The sequence below is a fragment of the Bradyrhizobium sp. LMTR 3 genome, from assembly GCF_001693485.1.
GTDB lineage: Bacteria > Pseudomonadota > Alphaproteobacteria > Rhizobiales > Xanthobacteraceae > Bradyrhizobium.
In genome coordinates, this window is record NZ_MAXC01000003.1 from 215,372 (window position 1) to 236,739 (window position 21,368).

Annotated in this window: 18 protein-coding genes and 1 riboswitch; of the genes, 9 read left to right on the forward strand and 9 right to left on the reverse strand. The window is 64.1% G+C overall.

The window, feature by feature from the left end:
• Positions 1 to 72 precede the first annotated feature (72 nt).
• Positions 73 to 2,328, reverse strand: a complete 2,256-nt coding sequence (locus LMTR3_RS04140) for a TonB-dependent siderophore receptor (protein ID WP_141686462.1) — start codon at positions 2,326 to 2,328, stop codon at positions 73 to 75.
• Positions 2,329 to 3,545: 1,217 nt separating this feature from the next.
• On the opposite strand from LMTR3_RS04140, the gene LMTR3_RS04145 reads away from it, so the two are divergent.
• On the forward strand, positions 3,546 to 3,821 hold the full coding sequence (locus LMTR3_RS04145; protein ID WP_065743852.1) for a hypothetical protein: 276 nt from the start codon (positions 3,546 to 3,548) through the stop codon (positions 3,819 to 3,821).
• Positions 3,822 to 3,974: 153 nt separating this feature from the next.
• Here LMTR3_RS04145 and LMTR3_RS36065 read toward each other — a convergent pair whose 3' ends face one another.
• Positions 3,975 to 4,856, reverse strand: a complete 882-nt coding sequence (locus LMTR3_RS36065) for a TIGR02594 family protein (RefSeq protein ID WP_065743807.1) — start codon at positions 4,854 to 4,856, stop codon at positions 3,975 to 3,977.
• Positions 4,857 to 5,109: 253 nt separating this feature from the next.
• Between LMTR3_RS36065 and LMTR3_RS04155 the strand changes: the two genes are divergently transcribed.
• Positions 5,110 to 5,982, forward strand: coding sequence for an alpha/beta fold hydrolase (locus tag LMTR3_RS04155; RefSeq protein ID WP_065743808.1), 873 nt, complete (start codon positions 5,110 to 5,112; stop codon positions 5,980 to 5,982).
• Positions 5,983 to 6,284: 302 nt separating this feature from the next.
• On the opposite strand, the gene metW is transcribed toward LMTR3_RS04155, so the two are convergent.
• Positions 6,285 to 6,953 carry a methionine biosynthesis protein MetW gene (gene metW / locus LMTR3_RS04160; protein WP_065743853.1) on the reverse strand — a complete coding sequence of 223 codons (669 nt, stop codon included), beginning with the start codon at positions 6,951 to 6,953 and terminating at the stop codon, positions 6,285 to 6,287.
• Between the two features lies 1 nt (position 6,954).
• A complete protein-coding gene (gene metX / locus LMTR3_RS04165) occupies positions 6,955 to 8,157 on the reverse strand; it encodes a homoserine O-acetyltransferase MetX (protein WP_065743809.1) in 1,203 nt (400 codons plus the stop codon).
• A gap of 82 nt (positions 8,158 to 8,239) precedes the next feature.
• A riboswitch (SAM riboswitch) is annotated at positions 8,240 to 8,319 on the reverse strand.
• A gap of 211 nt (positions 8,320 to 8,530) precedes the next feature.
• On the opposite strand from metX, the gene LMTR3_RS04170 reads away from it, so the two are divergent.
• From LMTR3_RS04170 to LMTR3_RS04180, 3 genes are read left to right on the forward strand one after another with little or no spacing between them, the layout of a single operon-like run.
• Positions 8,531 to 9,379, forward strand: a complete 849-nt coding sequence (locus tag LMTR3_RS04170) for a chorismate mutase (RefSeq protein WP_065743810.1) — start codon at positions 8,531 to 8,533, stop codon at positions 9,377 to 9,379.
• A gap of 28 nt (positions 9,380 to 9,407) precedes the next feature.
• Positions 9,408 to 10,505 carry a histidinol-phosphate transaminase gene (hisC, locus tag LMTR3_RS04175; protein WP_065743854.1) on the forward strand — a complete coding sequence of 366 codons (1,098 nt, stop codon included), beginning with the start codon at positions 9,408 to 9,410 and terminating at the stop codon, positions 10,503 to 10,505.
• Entirely contained in the window at positions 10,502 to 11,443 is a 942-nt protein-coding gene (locus LMTR3_RS04180; protein WP_065743811.1) for a prephenate/arogenate dehydrogenase family protein, read from the forward strand. Before hisC ends, LMTR3_RS04180 begins: the two co-directional genes overlap by 4 nt.
• A gap of 262 nt (positions 11,444 to 11,705) precedes the next feature.
• Here LMTR3_RS04180 and LMTR3_RS04185 read toward each other — a convergent pair whose 3' ends face one another.
• The gene (locus LMTR3_RS04185; protein WP_065743812.1) at positions 11,706 to 12,893 is read right to left on the reverse strand and encodes a DUF2125 domain-containing protein; all 1,188 of its coding nucleotides are present in this window, start codon (positions 12,891 to 12,893) and stop codon (positions 11,706 to 11,708) included.
• 127 nt (positions 12,894 to 13,020) lie between these two features.
• On the opposite strand from LMTR3_RS04185, the gene LMTR3_RS04190 reads away from it, so the two are divergent.
• The gene (locus tag LMTR3_RS04190) at positions 13,021 to 13,620 is read left to right on the forward strand and encodes a gamma-glutamylcyclotransferase (protein ID WP_065743813.1); all 600 of its coding nucleotides are present in this window, start codon (positions 13,021 to 13,023) and stop codon (positions 13,618 to 13,620) included.
• A gap of 226 nt (positions 13,621 to 13,846) precedes the next feature.
• Positions 13,847 to 14,296 carry a c-type cytochrome gene (locus tag LMTR3_RS04195; RefSeq protein WP_065743814.1) on the forward strand — a complete coding sequence of 150 codons (450 nt, stop codon included), beginning with the start codon at positions 13,847 to 13,849 and terminating at the stop codon, positions 14,294 to 14,296.
• A gap of 79 nt (positions 14,297 to 14,375) precedes the next feature.
• Here LMTR3_RS04195 and LMTR3_RS04200 read toward each other — a convergent pair whose 3' ends face one another.
• The 3 genes from LMTR3_RS04200 to ftsE all read right to left on the reverse strand — a co-directional run bounded on the left by LMTR3_RS04200 (position 14,376) and on the right by ftsE (position 16,826).
• Complete coding sequence (locus LMTR3_RS04200) at positions 14,376 to 15,086, reverse strand: YdcF family protein (RefSeq protein ID WP_065743815.1); 711 nt, start codon at positions 15,084 to 15,086, stop codon at positions 14,376 to 14,378.
• A 116-nt stretch (positions 15,087 to 15,202) separates the two neighbouring features.
• Positions 15,203 to 16,174, reverse strand: a complete 972-nt coding sequence (locus LMTR3_RS04205) for a cell division protein FtsX (RefSeq protein ID WP_065743816.1) — start codon at positions 16,172 to 16,174, stop codon at positions 15,203 to 15,205.
• Positions 16,167 to 16,826, reverse strand: a complete 660-nt coding sequence (gene ftsE, locus LMTR3_RS04210; RefSeq protein ID WP_065743817.1) for a cell division ATP-binding protein FtsE — start codon at positions 16,824 to 16,826, stop codon at positions 16,167 to 16,169. Before ftsE ends, LMTR3_RS04205 begins: the two co-directional genes overlap by 8 nt.
• A gap of 252 nt (positions 16,827 to 17,078) precedes the next feature.
• On the opposite strand from ftsE, the gene LMTR3_RS04215 reads away from it, so the two are divergent.
• Positions 17,079 to 17,978, forward strand: a complete 900-nt coding sequence (locus LMTR3_RS04215) for an MJ0042-type zinc finger domain-containing protein (RefSeq protein WP_065743855.1) — start codon at positions 17,079 to 17,081, stop codon at positions 17,976 to 17,978.
• 39 nt (positions 17,979 to 18,017) lie between these two features.
• Positions 18,018 to 18,395: a response regulator gene (locus LMTR3_RS04220; RefSeq protein ID WP_065743818.1), complete on the forward strand. Its 378-nt coding sequence runs from the start codon at positions 18,018 to 18,020 to the stop codon at positions 18,393 to 18,395.
• Positions 18,396 to 18,611: 216 nt separating this feature from the next.
• Here the strand turns inward: LMTR3_RS04220 and LMTR3_RS04225 are convergent, their stop codons facing one another.
• A complete protein-coding gene (locus LMTR3_RS04225; protein ID WP_065743819.1) occupies positions 18,612 to 21,248 on the reverse strand; it encodes a TIGR02302 family protein in 2,637 nt (878 codons plus the stop codon).
• Positions 21,249 to 21,368 lie beyond the last annotated feature (120 nt).

Below are 21,368 nucleotides of genomic sequence, written 5' to 3' on the forward strand. Positions count from 1 at the left end.
TCAATTAGCAAACATCATCACCGCCGGTCGATTTGACCGGCGGTGATGTATCGGTCGCATTTCGCGGCCGACCTACCATCGATAGGTCAGCTTGGCGATCGCCTTGCGGCCCTCGGCATAGAAGCAGCTCGTGTAGCCGTAGCAGGCCGCGACATAGCGGGTGTCGGCGATGTTGGTGACGTTCAGCGCCAGGCGATAGTTGTCCTTGGTGTAGGCCAGCAGCGCGTCGACCGCGGTGGAGGCCGGCACCTTGAAGGTGTTGGCATCGTCGCCGAAGGTCGAGCCGACATAACGGACGCCGCCACCGACCTGGACGCCGGCGAGCGGCCCGCTCTGCAGCGTGTAGTCGGTCCACAGCGCGAACCGGTTGAGCGGCACGGTGGTCGGCGCCTTGCCGACGTTTACGGGGTCCTCCGTGACCACGGCGTCGATATAGGAGTAGGCGCCGCGGACGTTGAAGCCTTCCGTCAGCGTGGCCGTGCCTTCGAGCTCGATGCCGCGCGAGTTCACCTGCCCCCTCTGCTCGGCGGTGTACGACGGAGGGGCGAAGGTGACGACATTGGACCGCGTCAGATCGAACGCCGCCAGAGTGATCAGCGCATTGATTCCGACCGGCTGATATTTCACGCCGACTTCATACTGAACGCCGGTTTCCGGCTTCAGCAACTCGCCCGCGGCGTTGGTGTTGAGCACCGGCAGGAATGATTCGGCGTAACTGAAATACGGCGCGATCCCGTTGTCGAAATTGTACATCACTGCGGCGCGACGGGTGAATGCCGAGTCATTCGTTCTCGCGGAAGACCCGGGTCTCGCGAAAGACGCGGCGAGAAAATCGTCGAGATCGGTCGTGGCGAAGTCCTGCCGGGCGCCGAGCAGGAACGAGAGCCGGCCGAGCTTGATCTGGTCCTGCGCGTAGATTCCGATCTGCGACTGCTTGATGTTCTGGTCGTCGGCAGGGCCGGTGTTGGTCCATGTGTTGGTGTAGACAGGCGCGAACACGTTGATCTTGCCGGTGCTGTACCCTGAAGCGACGTCCCGGAACGAGGTATTGCGGTAGTCGATGCCGAACAAGGTGGTGTGGCTCAAAATGCCGGTGACGAACTTGCCCTGGAGCTGGTTATCGACTGCGAAGGAGTTGATGGTCGTTGCACCGCCAGAACCGGCGCGTGACATCAGGCCTGCGGCTTCGTCAGCCGCCGAGGCGTAGCCCAGGCCGTAGAAGCTCTGCTGTTCGTTGTGCATCCATGCATAGCGCAGGTTCTGCCGGAACGTGAGGGCTTCGTTGATGTCGTGCGATAGCAGGTAGCCCGCCGTGGCCAGTTCGGTATCAAACCGGTTGAAATTGGGCTCCCCGCCGAAAAACGTGTTCGGGATGATGCGGCCGTTGTTGGGCCACACCGTGCCCGACGGCGGCAGGAATTGCAGGCCCCAGCCGGCGGTGTCCTTTTGATAGTTGGCCAGCAGCGTGATGGTGGTGTCTTCGTTAGGCTTGATCGTCACCGAGGGCGCGATGAAGACGCGGTTGTCCTTGGTGAAATCGACCTGGGTTTCGCCGTCGCGGACGACGCCGGTAAGGCGCCACAACACGGTGCCTTCCTTGTTGGCGGAGCCGCCAACGTCAAACTGGCCCTGGTAGCGATTGAAGCTGCCGCCCGAGACGGAGATCTCGCCGAACTGATAGGCCGTGGGCAGCTTGCTGACATAGTTGAGAATGCCGCCGGTGCCGCTGCCACCATACATCACCGAGGATGGACCCTTCAGCACTTCCAGACGCTCGGCGCCGTAGGGCTCCAGACCGAGGAAGTGCACATAGCGGCTGCTGGGCACCCGCAGGCCGTCGAGATAGAGGCCCGGCATGGTCATGTCGAAACCGCGGATCTGCAACCCGCCGAAGCGGGTGTCGGAACCGCCGTTGACGTCGCCGCTGACGCCCGCGGTATAGCGGAGCGCCGCGCCGACCGATTCGGCTCCCTGGTTTTTGATCTGGTCGGTGGTGACGACGGAGATCGACTGCGGGGTTTCGATGATCGGCGTGTCGGTCTTGGTCGCGGTGCCGGTGCGGGTTGCGACGAAGCCGCGGACGGGGCCGTTGGCGCGCTCGCCGGCACCTAGGCCCGATACGAGCGCAGCCGGTGCCGCCTGCGGGTTGGCGGCGCGAGTAACGCGCGCCGCGCGCGTGGTCGCAGCACGGCGGGATGGTTGGGCCGCGGCCGGACGCGCGCGCTGTTGCGGCGCGTCCACGGTGACCGGCGGCAGTGACGACTGCGCCAGCGCAGCGCCTGTCGGCAGGGAGAGCGTGAAACTGCTGACTGCCCCAAGGCAGATCATTCGCGTCAGTTGAAGTCGTGTGGCGGAAAACGAATGAAATGCCGTCAGTGTCACCCTTAGATACCCCGAAGTCTGCCGGCTTGGCCGGTAGGATTTTTGATGCCCCGCTCTAGCGCAGGCATCTTCGGAGTTCGATGGGCTGTTGCTAGAATTGCTCCAGACTGCGGAATATCCCTGAGATCGTTCAATACGCGCACGTCGTCTTGCAGACAGCCACCGCGTGCGACGGTGTTCTCATCATCGACGTCAATGGGACTGGAGAGAAGCGCCGGTCTGCCGATGGCAACAGCTAGGGAGACTTGCGATCGCGTCGCCTTCAATCGTGACGCACATCAGCGTCGCGCCGACGCACAGGTCGCCTCGAACTGGATTTCAGATCCCAAGCGCGATGAGGCCAGTACAAACCACAATCAAACTGACGACGATAACAGCAAGAAAACTGGATGAAGCAAAATCTTCGCGCATGACGACACCTACCGCCTCAGGCAAATCTCGCGTGAGCCTGAACCTCGCCCCTGGCAGTCTCGGATAGCCTCCGGTTGTTTGGGGAGATCCATCAAACCATGGGTTTGTTTCAAGGTGTCTTCGTCGGACTGAGAAAACGACTTCGTCGGCAGTCCCTGCTGTTACGTCCCAGAGTTCCCACGAAACGTCCTCACGAAACTGAGAAGCCAGTGCGGCATAGGGATAGGCCGCGCCGACCTTAACTCCACGCAACAAGGGCCGGGTTTCCGAGATGTGGCGTAGTTCATACGCCGCTGCCGCGCGCCCCGCATTACGCATTGGCGAACGGAGGGCAGTGGCAATGGAAGATACCATCCGGCTCTACCGAACGCTGTTGGGCATCGCGCGGATCTGCGCTCGCTATCCGAGAGCGCATTTTTCCTCGCCGCCAGCTCCATTGCTATCCACGCTGCCGTCACTTACGCGACCGTCCATCCCAGCAACTACGTCACTGATTTTGTGCTGAGCCGGTCCGGCCTTTCAACGTACGCTTCCTGTTCATTTTACGGGACGTTCACAGCAGGACTGCTGGCCTGGCGGCCGAACCGGCTGCCATTCGCACTGAAGGCCGCAGCGCTGTTCCTGCTGGTCCGCGCCGTGTTCGTGGCCCTCACCCACGTGGTGCCCATTAACTCAAGGCAGACAACGCCGGCTTTCTTGCCATATAGTTCAGCACTCAGACGAGCGGGATGTCTGTTCGGAGGATTGAGGTGATGCGCAAAACACGGGGATCGTTACTCCTGACTATCGCTGCTGTCCTTTTCAGCCCACCAGTAGAGGCGCAGCAGGCTCCTGCCGAAACGCCGCAGACCATGCTGTCGGCTCAGATTCGTACGCAGGGGTTTACCTGCGACAAGGCGCTCGGCGCCGCCAGGGACAGGAAGCGCTCACAGCCGGACCGCGCCGTCTGGGTCCTCAAATGTAGCAACGCGACATACCGCGTCACACGCGCTCCCGACATGGCGGCGAAGGTCGAAGTGCTCCGGTAAGCGAATGATCTTCGATCAAAACGGGCGCCGTCGGATATCCTCCGATCGCGGCTATCTCTCCTCGTCAGCGGCGTAGGGTGGGCAAGCCACCGGGTCGCGCGAATGCGCGCCCCGGTGGCTTTGCCCACCCTACGAGTCCTGGATGCTGTCCGATCAGTTCGTCGGCATCACGTAGGCGTAGATACGGCCGCGCGAGACTGGCAACTCGCGGACGCGGTTGCCGCTGTTGCCGGAGATCATGATCGGATTGCCCTTGGCGTCGATGCCGGTGATGATGCCGACATGGCCGCCGCGGCGGCCGCGCGACATCACCGCAATCGCGCCGACCTGCGGACCGGAAATGCGCTGGCCGTACTTCGCGAACGAGCTCGCCATGTCCGAGCCGGTGCCGCGATAGCCGGAATGCTGCAGAACCATGTTCATGAACCGCGCACACCACAGGCTGCCGCGTCCCGTGGGGTTGCCGCCGAGATATTTCCGTGCTTCGGCGACGACGTTCGATGAGGTGTAGCCTGAGGCCATCGCGCCGCTGGTCGGCGGTACCGTTGAATTGGATTCGACACTCGTTCCCGGCGCGACGCTGGCGTTGGCATCGGCAAGGCCCCGCGCGTGCATCTGCGTGACCGCGCGCTCCCAGCGCGATGTGTGCGCGGCGTGCCGGAGCCGGGCACGACGGCCGGCGCGATCGGCGCGCGCTGCCTTTGCTGTGCTGGACGAGACGAAGCCGCCGGGTGTCGCCATCTCGGCGCGGTTTCCCATGAAGCTCGTTCCCATGAAGCTCGGGTTGTTCTCGACAAAGCCGCCCGCCTGCATGCGTGCAGCCCTGCGCTCCCAGCGCGACATCCTGAGAGCATGGCGATGGTGGCGGTAGGCGTAATGATGCTTGACGTGATGGCCGGCGTGAGCGCGAGCGTGTCGCCCTGCGCCGTGATTTGGTTTTGCTAAAGCCGGAGAGACAAATACGAAAATGGAAGCCGAACACAGTGCCAGCGCGACGAAACGAAGCGACTGGCGAAACGCAAACAACTGACTCATACTTGGTCCTCTAACACTCCCACACTTTGCGTTCGTCTACGAACGAACGCGGCCGGCGTTTTGCGTTGCGGGGTGTGACGAGAGGAAGATTTTATGTGGCGGAGAGGAAACAATTTCGGGGTAATTCCGCGGCGATTCGATGGCGAAAATGAGCCTTACCTGCCGCATTGCAGCCCCGAGAATTAATTGCAATTTTGTGGGTTAGCTGCGCAAGGAAGTTACGCAAAAGCAAGAAAATCGAGAGGAAAACGAAATGCCTTATGCCGCCGCCAAGGATCGCGTCCGTCTCTATTTCGAAGAGGCCGGAATCGGGACGCCGATCATCTTCCTGCACGAATTTGCGGCCGACCACACCAATTGGGAGCCGCAGATGCGCTACTTCTCGCGCGGCCATCGTTGCATCGCCTATTCGGCGCGCGGCTATACGCCATCCGACGTGCCTGATACGGCCGAGGTCTACACCTACGAGTATTTCTACACCGACGCGCTCGCGGTGCTCGATCACCTCGGCATTGCGAAAGCGCATTTCGTCGGCCTCTCGATGGGCTCCTATTCCTCGCTGCAGGTTGGCCTCAACGCAGCCGACCGCGCGCTGTCGATGACGCTCGCCGCGGTCGGTGCCGGCTCGTCACTCGAACATCTCAACGCCTTCCGCGCGCAATGCGCCGCCAATGCCGGGCAGTATGAGGCGATCGGATCGGTTGAAGTCGCCAAGGAGACGCGTGAGGCGCCGAGCCGGATTCCATTTTTGCTGAAAGACCCGCGCGGCCACGCCGATTTTTACGCCGCGCTGGCGCGGCACGATGCCAGGGGCTCGGCCAACACCATGCGCAGCTTTCAGGGCAAGCGACCGTCGATCTACACCATGACGGATGCGATCCGACGCGTGCCGACGCCGGCGCTGATCCTGTGCGGCGACGAGGACGACAATTGTATTGAACCGAGCCTGTTCCTGAAGCGGCATTTGCCGGCCGCCGGGCTTTCGTTCTTTCCGAAATCGGGCCACGTGCTCAATCTGGAAGAGCCGGCGCTATTCAACGAGATGGTGGAGCGGTTCATCGCGCTGGCGGAGGCCGGGCGATGGCCGGCACGCGATCCGAGGTCGATGGTGGCGGTTCACGTCTAGCTGTCACGGTCACTGCAAGTTGCGCCTCAGCGTGACAACCACGTGTGAGGGACGTACCGGCGGATGGGCTCCCTCTCCCCTTGCGGGAGAGGGTTAGGGAGAGGGGGGCCGCTTGCTCCGTCGTTGGACGGACAGGAATAAGCCTCCGCGAAAGCTTTCTATGGCAACGGATCGTGTGTTGCGCGAGCTCTCCGTATCTCTTCGGCAGGAGCCCGGGGCTACCCCTCTCCCCAACCCTCCCCCGCAAGGGGGGAGGGAGCCCTAACGGCGTGCTCACCTCACGTGCGTTGGCAATGACGGTGTCACTTCCCCTTCCCGCCCCTGCTCAGCAAGAACACGCCCTGCTCGCCGAACATGTTCCAGACCCACCAGGGCAGGTTCAGCGGCACGGGGCGGCCGTAGAGATCGAGCGCCACCGCGCGCTCCATCTTGACGTTGATCTCGTCGCAGAGCTGCACGAAATCCTTGATCGTGCAGAAATGGATGTTCGGGGTGTCGTACCAGGTCGCCGGGAGATTTTCGGTACGCGGCATGTGGCCTCCGACGAGCAGTTGCAGCCGCATCTTCCAGAAGCCGAAATTCGGGAACGACACGATCGCGCGCTGGCCGATGCGCAGCAGGTTCTCCAGGACCGGCTTCGGCTGCCGCGTCGCCTGGAGCGTCTGCGACAGGATGACGTAATCGAAAGCGTCGTCGGGATAGTTGACGAGGTCGGTGTCGGCGTCGCCCTGCACCACGGCGAGGCCCTTGGCGACGCAGCGGTTGACGCCCTCGCGCGACAGCTCGATGCCGCGACCATCGATGCCCCGGCTCTCCAGGAGTTGCAGCAATTCGCCGTCGCCGCAGCCGACGTCGAGCACTTTGGAGCCGGCCGAAATCATCTCGGCGACCAGGAGATGATCGGTGCGATACTTGCCCGTGCGATCGGGCGCTATACCGCCGAGCGGCAAGGCTTGTTCCTGACGGGCCATATCAACCGCCTGTACCATCGAGGCCGCGCGCCTTGCCCGCGGATTCCAGGAAGGCGCGGGAAATGTCGAAGAACTCGGGCACGTCGAGCAGGAAGGCATCGTGGCCGCGATCGGTCTCGATCTCGGCGAACGACACCCGCGCGCTGGAGGCGTTCAGGGCATGCACCAGCGCGCGCGATTCCGAGGTCGGAAACAGCCAGTCGGAGGTGAACGACACCACGCAAAAGCGGGTCTTGATGCCGCGAAACGCTTCCGCCAGCACGCCGTCATGGTCGGCGGCGATATCGAAATAGTCCATCGCGCGCGTCAGATAGAGATAGCTGTTGGCATCGAAGCGCTCGACAAAGGACGAGCCCTGATAGCGCAGATAGCTTTCGACCTGGAAATCCGCGTCGAACGAAAACGTCGGCAGTTCGCGATCCTGCATCCGCCGCCCGAACTTGCGATGCAGCGCGGCGTCGGAAAGATAGGTGATGTGCCCTGCCATCCGCGCCACCGCCAGCCCGCGATGCGGATGCGTGCCGCGTTCGAAATAGCGCCCGTGGTGCCAGTCCGGATCGGCCATCACGGCCTGCCGGCCGAGTTCGTGAAACGCAATGTTTTGCGCCGAATGGCGCGTCGAGCAGGCGACCGGCAGCGCCGAAAACACCCGTTCCGGATAGGCGGCCGTCCATTGCAGCACCTGCATGCCGCCCATCGAGCCGCCGATGACGCATAACAATGTTTGGATGCCCAGCCGGTCGAGCAACATGGCCTGGGCGCGGACCATGTCGGGGATCGTGATGATCGGAAAATCCAGTCCCCACGCCTTGCCGGTCGCCGGGTTGGTCGAGGCCGGGCCGGTCGATCCCATGCAACCGCCGATCACGTTAGAACAGATGATGAAATATCTGTCGGTATCGAGCGGGCGGCCTGGACCGACCATGATTTCCCACCAGCCGGCCTTGCCGGTCAGAGGATGCATGTTGGCGACATGCTGATCCAGCGTCAGCGCGTGGCAGATCAGGATCGCGTTGGAGCGGTCGGCGTTCAACTCGCCATAGGTCTGGTACGCGATCTGGAACGGCGCGAGATCGACGCCGCAATCGAGCTTCAAGGGCTGCTCGATGCCGAATTTGGCCACCGGCGAGGTCGGATGATCGGCCTCGTGGGCGCGGTCCTCGCTGTGAATCGACGGACTGGATACCGACTGCAATTGTGTCATCCCGACCTTCCTCCTCGCGGAGGTCCTTAAGGACAGAAATCAGGCCGTAAAAAACCCGGCCTGAACGAAAGGTTCGGCCGGGATCAATCTGTCCCCGGCCTGTTTAGCGAGTTGTTTAACGTGGCTGCAAGCCGGCCGGCTCAAATGACCACGGAATGGAACAAAGCTAGTCCGAAGCAGGTCCCCCGTCAAGGCAGCCGCATGGTTAACCGGGCTCGCAGGCCTCATGGCGAGCAGGCGCCCTTGCGCCGTCGCGAACCATGAGGGAGAACGGGCTTCATCCTTCGAGACGCGGCGGAGGCGCCGCTCCTCCAGCAATAACGGCGAAGCCGTTATGCAGGGATGAGGTAAAGCTCTCATCAGGTTATGCCAAATGTCCAAGGCTCCCCCGGCTCCGCCCTCGCTGCAGGAATTGCGCAAGGAGATCGACGCGATCGACGAGCAGGTCCATCGCCTGCTGATGGCGCGCGGCGACATCATCGACCGGCTGATCCAGGTGAAGCAGACCCAGGAGGTGGGCTCGGCGTTCCGGCCCGCGCGCGAGGCCAGCATGATGCGCAGCCTGGTCGAGCGCCATCGTGGCATCCTGCCGCTCGATACCATCGAGAGCATCTGGCGCGTCATCATCTCGACCTTTACTTACGTCCAGGCGCCGTTCTCGGTGCATGCGGACGTCTCGATCGGCGAGCCCGCGATGCGGGATTCGGCGCGGTTTCACTTCGGCTTTGTCGTGCCCTATGTCGGCCATTTCAGCGCACAGGCCGCGGTTGAAGCCGTGGCGAAATCGAAGGGCGATCTGGCGCTGGTCTCGGCGGTCTCGAGCCGCACGCCGTGGTGGAGTGCGCTGGAAGCCGAAGGCGCGCCAAAAATCATTGCCCGGCTGCCGTTCCTCGAACGCGCCGATCATCCGGCCGCGCTGCCGGTATTCGTGATCTCGCGCGTGGCCGATGATGCCATGGTGACGGAGGTGCAGATGTGGAGCGTCCGCGTCTCCGGGTGGAACGCCGATATCGCCCGCGCGCTCGCCCCGCTCGCCGAAATCGTCGCCGTGCCCGATACCGCTTTCGACGGCGCAGCGCTTTTGGTATCGGATGCCGGCACCGGGTTCGAAAAGATCAAGACCGCCCTGATCCAGGCCGGCGCCTCGGTGCGCTCGTCGGCTCTCGTCGGCAGCCACGCAACACGCTATACGGTGCCCCCGAACGGGTCGGCGAAGCCTTAAAACGCCGCCCGAAATTCCGGAGTTGAAGATGAACCGCCCCGTGCCGAATCCCGGCATTCTCGATATTGCGCCCTACACGCCCGGCAAGACCCCGGTGCCGGAGCCGGGCCGCAAGGTGTTCAAGCTGTCGGCCAACGAGACCCCGTTCGGGCCGTCGCCGAAGGCAATCGAAGTCTACAAAGACGTGGCTGATCATCTGGAGGACTATCCGGAAGGAACCTCGCGCGTGCTGCGCGAAGCGATCGGCCGCGCCTACGGGCTCGATCCCAACCGCATCATCTGCGGCGCCGGCTCGGACGAAATCCTCAATCTCTTGGCGCACACCTATCTCAGCCAGGGCGATGAGGCGATCTCGACCGCCCATGGCTTCCTGGTCTATCCGATCGCGACGATGGCAAACGGCGCCAAGAACGTTGTCGCGCCCGAGACCAATTTTACCGCCGACGTCGACGCCATTCTCGCGCGCGTGACGCCGCGCACGAAACTGGTGTGGCTCGCCAACCCGAACAACCCGACCGGCACCTACGTGCCGTTCGACGAGGTCAAGCGGTTGCGCGCCGGCCTGCCGCCGCATGTGCTGCTGGTGCTCGACGCTGCGTACTCCGACTACGTGTCGCGCAACGATTACGAGCTCGGCCTGGAGCTGGTGGCCACCACAGAAAACACCGTGATGACGCACACCTTCTCCAAGATTCACGGGCTGGCGGCGCTGCGCATCGGCTGGATGTTCGGCCCGGCGCACATCATCGATGCGGTCAACCGCATCCGAGGTCCCTTCAACGTCTCGACGCCGGCGATGCTGGCGGCGGTCGCCGCGATCGAAGACACCGCGCATATCCAGAAGTCGAAGGCGTTCACCGAGGAGTGGCGCAACTGGCTGACGGAGGAGATCGGCAAACTCGGACTGAAGGTGACGCCGAGCGTCGCCAATTTCGTGCTGATCCACTTCCCGACCGAGAAGGGCAGGACCTCGGCGGATGCGGACGCGTTCCTCACCAAACGCGGCCTGGTGCTGCGGGCGCTGAACAATTACGGCCTGCCGCACGCACTACGCATGACCATCGGCACCGAGGAGGCCAACCGCCTCGTCGTCGACGCCCTACGCGACTTCATGGCGGCCAAGTGAGTACGGTGCCGATCTTCCGACGCGTCGCGCTGATCGGCTTTGGCCTGATCGGCGGCTCGATCGCGCGCGCGGTGCGGGCTCAGGGGCTCGCCAGCGAAATCGTCACCACCGCGCGCTCGGCGAAAACCCGTGCGCGGGTTACCGAGCTCGGCATCGTCGATCGCGTGCTGGAGACCAACGCGGAGGCCGTCAGCGACGCCGACCTCGTGATCCTCTGCGTCCCCGTCGGCGCCTGCGGGCTGGTGGCGCAGGAGATCGCGCCGTTCCTGAAAGCGGGCGCGATCGTTTCCGACGTCGGCTCGGTGAAGGGCGCCATCGTCCGCGAAATGGCGCCGCATTTGCCTGATAATGTTCACTTCGTTCCGGCCCATCCGGTCGCCGGCACCGAGCATTCGGGTCCTGATTCCGGCTTCGCCGAACTGTTCATCAACCGCTGGTGCATTCTCACCCCGCCCGAGGGCACCGACCCCATGGCGGTAGAAACGCTGCGCGCGTTCTGGGCCGGCATGGGCGCCAAGGTCGAGACCATGACGCCTGATCATCACGACCTGGTGCTGGCGATCACCAGCCATCTGCCGCATCTGATCGCCTACACCATCGTCGGCACCGCGGACGAACTCGAAGAGGTGACGTCGTCGGAAGTGATCAAATTCTCGGCCGGCGGCTTTCGCGACTTCACCCGCATCGCAGCGTCGGATCCTACGATGTGGCGCGACGTGTTCTTGAACAACAAGGAGGCCGTGCTGGAAATGCTCGGCACCTTCAACGAGGACCTCTCGAAACTCACCCGCGCCATCCGCCGCAACGACGGCGAAGCGCTGTTCGAGCATTTCACCCGCACCCGCGCCATCCGCCGCGGCATCGTCGAGATCGGCCAGGATTCGGCAGCACCGGATTTCGGCCGGCCGCATCCGCCGCTGGAAAAGAAGGCTGAGTGAGGAGTACGTCATCGTTCAATTCGGACCTCGCGATGGAGTCGAGGTGCCGCTCCACACCACCTCGTCATACCCCGCGCATGCGGGGTATCCAGTACGCCGCGGCCTATCGTTTCAATCACGACCGTCTCTGGAATGCTGGATCGTCCGCCGCGGACGATGACAGTCCCGTAGGATGGGTGGAGCGAAGCGATACCCATCATGGCTCCGCGCAAGGATTGATGGGTTTCGCTTCGCTCTACCCATCCTACAGGTAGCCTGCGCTTTAAAACAGCGGCGGCACCTGCCCTACTTTTATCGGGCCCAGAAACACCGCGCCATCGACAAAACGCAGCGGGAAGGCGCGCGCTTTCCGCCCCTCCAGCTCCGCCTCCTTGCCAAGCGCGTTGATGCTGGCGGTGACGCCGGCATTGGCGTTCTGCTTGACGACCTTGCCGAGCCCCGGGATCGCCCTGTCGAGCGCGCCGAATAGATTGTTGAGGTCCTGGCTCTTGACGCCGGGCGCGACGCGATCGAGCGTTGCCTGCGGCACGCCCTCTTCCAGCATCTTCTCGATTCCGAGCGCCGGAATCACGCGCTCCAGTCCTGTCACCGTCATCTGCAATTCGCCGTCGATCCGCCCCTGCGCATTGAGGCGCAGCGTACCGGCAGCCAGCGAGATCAGATCGCCCTGCTGAATCCGCGAGCGGACGATCTCGACATGACCGCCCGCCGCCTGCAATTCCCTGAAACGTTCGGGCCACGGCTTCGGCGTAAAATCCTTCAAACCGGTGAGCTTGGTCTGGATGTCGGCGTCGAACGGTTGCGCCAGCACCGGGTGCACTTCCTGCAGGTTGCCGCCCGATATCTGCAGCACGGCCTCGATCACGGGCTGATCCCTGGTCGAGCCTTCGGCAAGACGGCCGTGCAGCTCGACATGGCGGGCGCGCGCCAGCGGCGTCTCGACCGGTCCGTTGACGCGGTCGATCGAGGGATTGTCGAACACGATGGAAGCGCGCTGCGGCACATCGGGCAATCCGCTCACGCTGCTGCGGCCCAAGGTCCAGTTCACCTTCATCGACGGCGGCTGGCCGCGATCGGCGAGCGTAGCCGGCGCCTTGAATTCGGCGATCAAGAGTCTCGGCTGGTAGATCTGCGCGATCACCATGATCTCGCCGAGTCGCGCGGTAAACGGCATCTGCGCGCCGGCGGTCTGCGAGACCAGCGAAACGCTGGCGTCGTCGCAGCGGACTTCGAAGCGGAACGGGAAGCCGGCCACCGAACGCTTGCCGCACGCATAGACCCGGCCGGCCTTTGCCTCCTGCAGCGCCCACGCATCGGCGCGCACGCCGACTTCCGAAGCGGCATAGAACCAGAATGCGCTCCATGCCGCGGCAACAACAAGGAGCAGTGCAGGCGCGATGAACAGGCGCCACAGCGGGCGCCGGCGCGGCGCAGGGGTCATGTCGGGCATGCGGCGTCCTTTGGCTAACGATTTTGGTGGCTAACGATTTTGGCGAATGTAAGTATCCGCTCGTCGCAACAAAAGGCATTGAATCCACTTCGCTTTGTCGCGCCGTTCTGATAGCGGTGCACCCGGCATGTCCGCAATTGAGTTCAACGATACGGAATTCTCGAAAGGCGACCTCTGGGTGTTCGGCTACGGCTCCCTGATGTGGCGCCCGGGCTTCGAATTCATCGAACGGGTTCCGGCGCGGCTGATCGGCGAGCACCGCGCGCTCTGCGTCTACTCCTTCGTCCACCGCGGCACGCCGGAAAAGCCCGGCCTCGTGCTTGGGCTCGACCGCGGCGGCGCCTGCCGCGGCATTGCGTTCCGGGTCGCGGAAAAGAACAGCGAAGCGACCATCGCCTATTTGCGCGAGCGCGAGCAGGTCACCTCGGTCTATCGCGAGGTGAAGCGCTCATTGTGGCTGGAGAACGAGGCGCGCCAGCGCGTCAGCGCGCTTGTCTACGTGGTCGATCGCGGCCACGTGCAATATGCCGGGCGGCTGTCGCTCGCCGAGCAGTTGCGCCATGTACTGCAGGGACACGGCCAGTCCGGCGTCAACCGCGACTATGTTATCGCAACAGTCAAGGCGATCGAGGCGGAAGGCTTTCGCGATTCCCAACTGCACCGGCTCGCGGCGATGCTGCACGACCAGCATCCGCTGCCGCTTCCCACAGAGGACAGCGACCGTTGAACTGGGGTGTGTACTCATAAAGCCGACTGAAATGTCTGACGTGCGGTTGGACGATCATGTATGGCGATTTTCGAAGGTATCGCTGTTCCGACCGGACGTCTTTGAAGCCCTTCTTTGACGCGCGTCGTGGTGATCCGGGATGTAGGTCGTATTGACCTGCGTCAAACTGAACCAAACCCAAGACTGCTAGTAAGATTTATCCGAAAACTGCGGGCGAGGGCATGATATGATCACCAGTTGCCTGAAGCGGTTGATGATTGCCGGCCTTACTGCCGGGTTTGCTGGTGCGGCTCAGGCCGAAGACGTCGACATCGGTAAGTCAGAATTTCAGTCTTCGTGCGCGAGCTGCCATGGCACGGATGGAAAGGGCAAAGGACCTGTCAGCGAGCAGCTCAAGGTACCGCCTTCCGATTTGACGATGTTGGCCAAAAACAACAACGGGGTCTTTCCCACGAATGCTGTTTATGAAACCATATATGGATCGAAAACAATTCCCGCTCACGGCACGCGTGAAATGCCAATTTGGGGAGAACGATTCAACCCCATTATCAACTTGCCTCACGCTGTTGATCCATTTTACTGGAGGATGGCCGGACCGGAGAAAAGCCCGGAAGTTGTCGTGCGAGCGCGCATCCTCGCTGTTATCGATTATCTGAATCGTATTCAGCGAAAGTAGCCACCGACGCGCATCAGATTACTTGTCCCCCGGCCGGAGGGCCTCGTTCGCTCGACAACAGAGGCCGGAAGCTACGCGCCTAGTTGGCTTGCGCGGTCGCCGGCGGGCGCGGCGCCGGCGTAGGCTGATCGGCTTCCGGTATCACCTCGATGCCGACATCGGCCAGCCGCACGCGCACTTCGGCGGCGACATATTTCACATATTCCGACAGCAACAGACGCAGCGTCGCGCCGCTGGTCCACCACGGCTCGTCGCGCCATTTGTCGCCGATCACCGCGAACGGAATCAGCGTGACATCAGGCATCGCATGCGACAGTTCCAGAATGGCCCGCGGCATGTGGTAGTTCGACGTCACCACGATCAGCGACTTGAAGCCGCGCTCCCGCGCCCAGCGCCGCGTCTCGGCGGCATTGCTGCGCGTGTTGACCGCGGAGCGGTCGAGATCGACGCAGCAGCCGAGCAGCGACTGGTTGTCGGGCAGCGAGCGCGAAATGTCGCGCGCGGCGTTGGTCGGATGCACGCCCGAAATCAACAGCCGCTTGCCGTAGCCCCCGGCCAGCAATTCCATCGCATCCGACACCCGCGACGAGCCGCCGGTGAAGACCACGATCCCGTCGGCGCTGCGCGCCGGCTTGATTTCGGCGCCGCGCAATTGCGAGAGAAAGGCGATGAAGCCTACCGCCGCGCCGACGAACAGGATCGCCATGGAACCGACGATGGCCGCACGCAGCCATCCGCGCGGCCGCGCCGCACCCGCCCTCGGCGTGCTATCGTCGTGCTGCAAATCCATATCGTCCGGCAATCCTCGTCCCACGGATAATTCTAGAACGTTTTCAGGCGAAGTGGAGTCCCGGTCCGCGGGTCAAGTCCGTGACTTGCTTCACTTGAAAATACCAATGGCCCAAATCAATCGATATCGTCCAGCGTCGCAAACAGCGTCCGCCGCGACGCCCAGGCGGTAATGGCGGCAATCGCCACGGCCTGTACCGCCAGCGCCAGATAGCCGGATGGCGGCAGCGAAAATGTCCCGAGCAGCGCTGCGAACTGATCGCCGACGGGGGTGCCCGAGAACCAGCCGGCGATCGATTCGGAGAAGCCGAAACCCAGCATCGCGGCGCCGCCGCCGATCACCCCGCCCTCCAGCCCGAGCCGGAGAAAATGCCGCAGGAAGTGGTTGGCGATATAGCGGTCGCCGGCGCCGACGAAGTGCAGCACCTCGACGATCGGGCGATTCGCCGCCATCGCGCCGCGGGTCGCGAACGACACCGAAATGATCGTCGCCACGATCACCAGTGCGAGAATGCCGACGCCGGCAAACACGGTGGCGCCAGTCATCGAGCGCATGCGCTCGATCCAGGCGCGGTGATCGTCGACGCTCGCCGACGGCGCCACTTGCGTCACCCTGGAGCGCAATGCCGCGAGGTCGAGCGTGGTGCCGGGCTGGACCCGCGCCACGACGACGCGCGGCACCGGCAATTGCTCGATCGACAGCCCGCTGCCGAGCCACGGCTCCAGCAAACTGGCCGATTCATCCTTGCTGAACGGTTTGACCTGGACGATGCCGGGCTGCGTCCGCATCGCCTCCACCACCGCGGCCGCATCGCGCTCGAGATCACGCCCTGCCTGCGGTCGCACCTGAACGGTGATTTCGCTGGCGACTTCGGACTGCCATTCCGCTGCCGACGCGCTGACGAGCAGCACGGTGCCGGTGGTGATGGAAGCGAGGAACGTCATGATCGCGACGACGGCGACCAGCGCTCGGCCGGAGATCGACGCCCGCGGCACGATCGGCGACATGTTGCGCGCCCGCGCCGGCACCTGCGGACGTTCGTTGCCGAGGTCCACCAGCGGCCCATGCTCGTCACCGGCCCTACTCATAGATGTGCAGCCGTCCCTGGTGCAGCACCATCCGCCGCGCCTCGTACTGGTCCATCAGCGTGATGTCGTGGGTCGCGATGATCACCGCGGTGCCCAGCCTGTTCAATTCGATAAACAAGCGTAGCAAGCGCCGGCCGAGCGTCGGATCGACGCTGCCGGTCGGCTCGTCCGCCAACAGCAATTGCGGCCGCGAGATCACCGCGCGCGCGATCGCCGCGCGCTGCTTCTCTCCGCCCGACAGGATCGGCGGCAGCGCGTCCATGCGCTCGCCGAGACCGACCCACTTCAGGAGATCGATCACCTCACGGCGATAGCTGGATTCGTCACGGCCCATCACGCGGAACGGCAGCGCCACGTTCTCGTAGGTCGTCATGTGGTCGAGCAGACGAAAATCCTGCAGCACGATACCGATCTTCTGGCGCATGTCGGCGATCTGGTCCTTGCCGAGCAGCGAGACATCCTGGCCGAACAGGTTGACGAGGCCGCGGGTCGGCCGCAGCGACAGAAACAACAGCCGCAGCAGCGAGGTCTTGCCCGCGCCCGAGGGCCCGGTGAGAAACTGGAAGGAGTGGGCCGGAATCAGGAAGGAGAGGTCGCGCAAAATCTCCGGGCCGAGCCCGTACCGCAAACCGACATTTTCGAACCGAACCAAGCTCAGCTCCGCTCGACATGTACCATGGCCGAGCTCCGCTCGGCATGGACGGTAGCCGAGTTCCGCTCGGCGTGGACCGTGGCCGGAAACCCCGGACGTGAACCTGAACCTGGACCCGAACCTGAACTTTGGGCTCGTGGCCCGCTGGTTTGGGCGCCAACCGGACAAAACGGTTTTGCGGCCGTTATGGTTTCCGATTCGTTAACGGTCGGTATGTAGCATCCGGGCGAAGACACTGGTGAGATGGGCTCCATGCATATCGTTTGTCCCCATTGTACAACATCTTACGCCATCAATCCGGCCACCCTGGGCGCCGGCGGGCGCACCGTCCGCTGCTCCCGCTGCAAGGAAACCTGGCTGGCGCGGCCCGAGGACGCGATCGAACTGGCCGCCATGCCGGCAGCCATGCCAAGCGCTCCGCCAGCTTCGGCGCAATCGAGCCAACCGGCCGCAAACGATGCCGCGGCCGAATGGGAGGCGATGGCGCGCGAGGAAGAGGAACAGGACACCCCGGTGGTCGACAGTCCCTCGATTTCGGCAGGCTGGCCGGCCGAGGGCGAAGGGTCGAGCCAAGGTGGCGACAGGGGCGGCGACTGGCCATCGGTTGCCCGGCGGGATGCGGAAGACCATGGGGATATCCCGATCACCACGCACCGCGAGCGGCTGGCCCGTCTTTTCCGGCTGCCCTCCCTGCCCCGTATTCCGTTCATCGCCTCCGTCGGCCTGCCGACCGCCTGCGCCGCGATGGGCGCGCTGATACTGGCGCTGATGATCTGGCGCGCCGAAATCGTGCGGCTGCTACCGCAAACCGCGACGTTCTACAAGATGGTCGGGCTGGAAGTGAACCTGCGCGGGCTGGCGTTCAAGGACATCAAGATCACCAACGAGACCGTGGACGGCAAGCCGGTCCTGGTCATCGAGGGCGTGATCGTCGGCGAGACCAAGAAGCCGGTCGAATTGCCGCGGCTGCGCTTCTCCGTCCGCGACGCGCAGGGCGCCGAGATCTACGCCTGGAACGCGGTGCTGGAACAGCCGGTGCTCAAGCCCGGCGAGCGCGCCCATTTCAAGTCGCGGCTGGCTTCGCCGCCGCCCGAAGGCCGTAATATTGACGTACGCTTTTTCAACAAGCGGGATCTGGCCGGCCACGCCTGAACCTGGCCGCGCTTCCGCAAGTCGAGAGATCAAGACTTCATGCCACGCGTGCTGATTGCCGATGACGAAGACTCCATGCGCTCGCTGGTGGCACGCGCCATCGCCATGGATGGCCACGAGACCGTCACCGCCGAGGACGGCGCCGACGCGCTCGATATCCTGACGCGCGAGCAAGGCCTGTTCGACCTGCTCTTGACCGACATCCAGATGCCGGTCATGGACGGCATCGCGCTGGCGCTGACGGCGGCGCGCGATTTTCCCAACCTGAAGATCCTGCTGATGACGGGCTTCGCCGACCAGCGCGAACGCGCCTCCGGCCTCAATGCGATCGTGCACGACGTGGTGACGAAACCGTTTTCGGTGCACGACATCCGTACCGCGGTGGCGGACGCGCTGGCGGCGCGGAAGGCTGGGTAGTTGCAAAGCGAGTGAGGCCCAGCGGTAAGCACCGCGCGCCCTCAACTCGTCATCCCCGCCAACGGGTCGCGCGAAGCGCGCCCGATGACAGGCTCCGGCGGGGATCCAGTACGCCGCAGCTTCTCAACTCTCTCGCTGGCGTCTCTGGAATACTGGGTCACCCGCCTTCGCGGGTGACGACAGTTGGGGTGATGACCGCCGGTTGAGCCGAGCCCCTCAATAATCCTTCAACAGCCGCTCGATGTAATCGAGTTCGATCTGGGGCCGGGCCGGATCGCCGAGACGGCGGCGCAGTTCTTCCAAAATCCGGCGGACCCGTTGCACGTCGATCTCGCCGGGGATCTTCACCGTATAGTCGTCGGTGAATTCGTTATGGCGCATCGGCCGTCCGAGCGGATCGGTCGAGTTCGCGGCGCCCTGCTGGCGGCCCCTGGGATTGCCGGGCCCGTCGCCGGCCTGATCGCCGTCGCCCTGCTGCATGGCTTCCGCAAGGCTCTGGGCGCCCTTGCGCAGCGCGTCGAGCGCGCGGCCCTGCGAGTCCACCGCGCCCTCGGCATTGCCTTCGCCGAGCCGGCCGGTGGCATCGCCCATGGCCGAATCGGCCTGATCGAGCCCGTCCTCGCCGTCGCCTTGCTCGCCACCTTGACCCTGCTGGCCCTGCCCCTGTTGGCCCTGCTGCCCCTGCTGGTCGCCACGCTGGCCCTGCTGGCCGCGCTGGCCCGGGCCCATGCCGCGCTTGGCGAGCTCTTCCTGCAACTTCTTCAGGCGGTCGCGCAGGCCCTGCTGGTCCTGCTGCAGGTCGCCCATGCTCTGGTCGCCCTGCTTGCCGCGATTGCGGTCGCGCCGCGAATCCTGGCCCTGCTTGTAGGTCTTGTCGCGCAACTGCTGCTGCTTGCGGATCATGTCGCCGAGTTCGTTCAGCGCCTGCTCCATCTCGTTGTCGCCGCCCTGGCCGGGCTGCGCCATCTGCAGGTTTTCCAGCATCTGCTGTAGCTGTTCCAATAGCTGCTTGGCGGCATCCTTGTCGCCCGAACGCGACATCCGCTCCAGCCGGTCGAGCATGTTCTTGAGATCCTGCTGGCTCAGCATTTTGGTATTGGGATCGAGCGGGCGCGCCTGTTGCTGCGGGTTGTTGCGGAACTGCTCGGCGAGCTGGCGCAGGAAATTATCCAGCGCAGCGCGCAGATTATCCGTCAGCTTCTTGATCTCCTCGTCGGTGGCGCCACGCTCCAGCGCCTGCTTGAGCGCGTCCTGCGCGGCACGCAGCGCCTTCTCGACATCGGTGATGTTGCCGTCCTCGATGGTGACGGCAAGCGCCCACATGCTGGCGACGACATCGCGCAGCGCGGCATCGGTTCGCGCCTCCTCCAGTTGGTGCTTGACACTGAAGAGACCGAGATAGTGACCGGCTTCGGGTGTGAACAATTCCGGCGCGATCATCAGCGCATCGAGGGCGGTAAAGACTTGCGAATTCTGATTGGCATCGAGCGCCAGAATGCGGCGCTGTTCGATCAGGGCGCGCGCGAGGGGCTTGGCGAACAGCCGTTCCGGCAGCCGCATGTTGAACGGCGCACTCTTGCCCTCATTGCCGGCCTCGTCCTTGGCCGTGAGCGTCAGCGTCACGTCGGCGCCGGCATAGGGATCCTCGCTGAGATCCTTCACGGTCTGGCCGACGCCGTTGCGGGTGCGCGCATTCGGCAGCACCAGCGCAAACTGCGGCGGCTCGAACAGCGGCCGTGGCTCGGCCTTGTCGGCCTCCTTGCTCTTGTCTTCCTTGTTGCCTTCCTTATTCCCATCCTTGCCGGAATCGGGAACACGGACGGCGAATTGCGCGCGCGCTTCGGTGACGCCGTAATCATCCTCGAGCTTGTAGGACGTCTGCAGCGAGCCGCGGGCCTGGCGCTCCGGATCCTTCGCCAGCGAGATGGTCGGGGCACGGTCGGGCGTCGCCGCGAAGCGCCACAGCGGCTGGCCGGAGGGCGCGCGGACATGCGCGGTGCCGTCACCCGTGATCTTGAAATGCCGTTCGTTGGTGCCCTTCGGCGCCTGCTCGCTGGGCGCGACCTCGGTCACGCCGCCGCCGACCACGACGTCGATATTGCCGCCGCTGGAGCGCACCAGCAGCGTGCTGCCTGCAGGCACCGGCAATGGTGCCCCGCTCTCGGGAGAAGCTGCATCCCTGTTGGCGGCAGACAGAATGACCGGCGGCTTGCCGGTATAGAGCGGCGGGGTCACCCAGGCATCGACCCGGACGTTGGCCGGCGCCAGCACGCCGTTCCAGTCGAACGCCGCGGCAATTCGTAGCCGGCGCTCGTCGCCGGCGGCGACATAGGCAGCCGCCAGCATCACCATGACCAGCGCGCGCAGCGCCCAGGGATCGTGGATCGCCAGCCGCGGCGAAGGCAGCCCGGCGCGGATCCGTTTGATCGAGGCCAGCGTGCGCTCGCGCTGCTCCCGCCACAGCGCCTGCGCGATCGGATCCCTGGTCGAGAGTGTATCGGTCAGCGCGGTCGCCGGGCGATGGCGAATGCCGGTGCCGCGGTCGAGCCGGCTCAACGCCTCTTCGCGGCTCGGCCAGCGAAATCGCGCGAGCGGGAACAATGCGGCCAGCGCCGCGAGGGCGAACAGGCCGAGGCAGATCGCGCGTGCAAGGAACGGCAGCGCCAGCCATAATCCGGCCCAGGACACCACCAGGAACAGCCCAATGACGCTCAGAAACCGGACGAGCCCTGGCCAGGTACGTTCCCACGCAATCGCGTACTGGGCCCGTTGCAGAGCCTGCGTCAGTTGAAGCCGCGCGACGGCATCCGGCTCGCGCGCTGGCTTTGTGGGGTCGGGGGAAGCGCCGCTCAACAATCTCTCCGGGTTGTCGGTAAGTCAGCCTAGCACAACGGCGGCAATGAGGCACCCGTTCCCGGGGTAACCCATACCCGGAAATACGCATAACATAACACGAAGGCGTGACTGCGGGCG

Coding starts and splice junctions, on each gene's coding strand:
- LMTR3_RS04185 (WP_065743812.1), bottom strand. CDS start 12,893: ATGCCCGACATGACCCCTGCGCCGCGCCGGCGCCCGCTGTGGCGCCTG.
- metW (WP_065743853.1), bottom strand. CDS start 6,953: ATGGCCCGTCAGGAACAAGCCTTGCCGCTCGGCGGTATAGCGCCCGAT.
- LMTR3_RS04215 (WP_065743855.1), top strand. CDS start 17,079: ATGCATATCGTTTGTCCCCATTGTACAACATCTTACGCCATCAATCCG.
- LMTR3_RS04190 (WP_065743813.1), top strand. CDS start 13,021: ATGTCCGCAATTGAGTTCAACGATACGGAATTCTCGAAAGGCGACCTC.
- LMTR3_RS04140 (WP_141686462.1), bottom strand. CDS start 2,328: ATGATCTGCCTTGGGGCAGTCAGCAGTTTCACGCTCTCCCTGCCGACA.
- LMTR3_RS04170 (WP_065743810.1), top strand. CDS start 8,531: ATGTCCAAGGCTCCCCCGGCTCCGCCCTCGCTGCAGGAATTGCGCAAG.
- LMTR3_RS04155 (WP_065743808.1), top strand. CDS start 5,110: ATGCCTTATGCCGCCGCCAAGGATCGCGTCCGTCTCTATTTCGAAGAG.
- LMTR3_RS04220 (WP_065743818.1), top strand. CDS start 18,018: ATGCCACGCGTGCTGATTGCCGATGACGAAGACTCCATGCGCTCGCTG.
- LMTR3_RS04145 (WP_065743852.1), top strand. CDS start 3,546: ATGCGCAAAACACGGGGATCGTTACTCCTGACTATCGCTGCTGTCCTT.
- hisC (WP_065743854.1), top strand. CDS start 9,408: ATGAACCGCCCCGTGCCGAATCCCGGCATTCTCGATATTGCGCCCTAC.
- metX (WP_065743809.1), bottom strand. CDS start 8,157: ATGACACAATTGCAGTCGGTATCCAGTCCGTCGATTCACAGCGAGGAC.
- LMTR3_RS36065 (WP_065743807.1), bottom strand. CDS start 4,856: ATGAGTCAGTTGTTTGCGTTTCGCCAGTCGCTTCGTTTCGTCGCGCTG.
- LMTR3_RS04205 (WP_065743816.1), bottom strand. CDS start 16,174: ATGAGTAGGGCCGGTGACGAGCATGGGCCGCTGGTGGACCTCGGCAAC.
- LMTR3_RS04195 (WP_065743814.1), top strand. CDS start 13,847: ATGATCACCAGTTGCCTGAAGCGGTTGATGATTGCCGGCCTTACTGCC.
- LMTR3_RS04200 (WP_065743815.1), bottom strand. CDS start 15,086: ATGGATTTGCAGCACGACGATAGCACGCCGAGGGCGGGTGCGGCGCGG.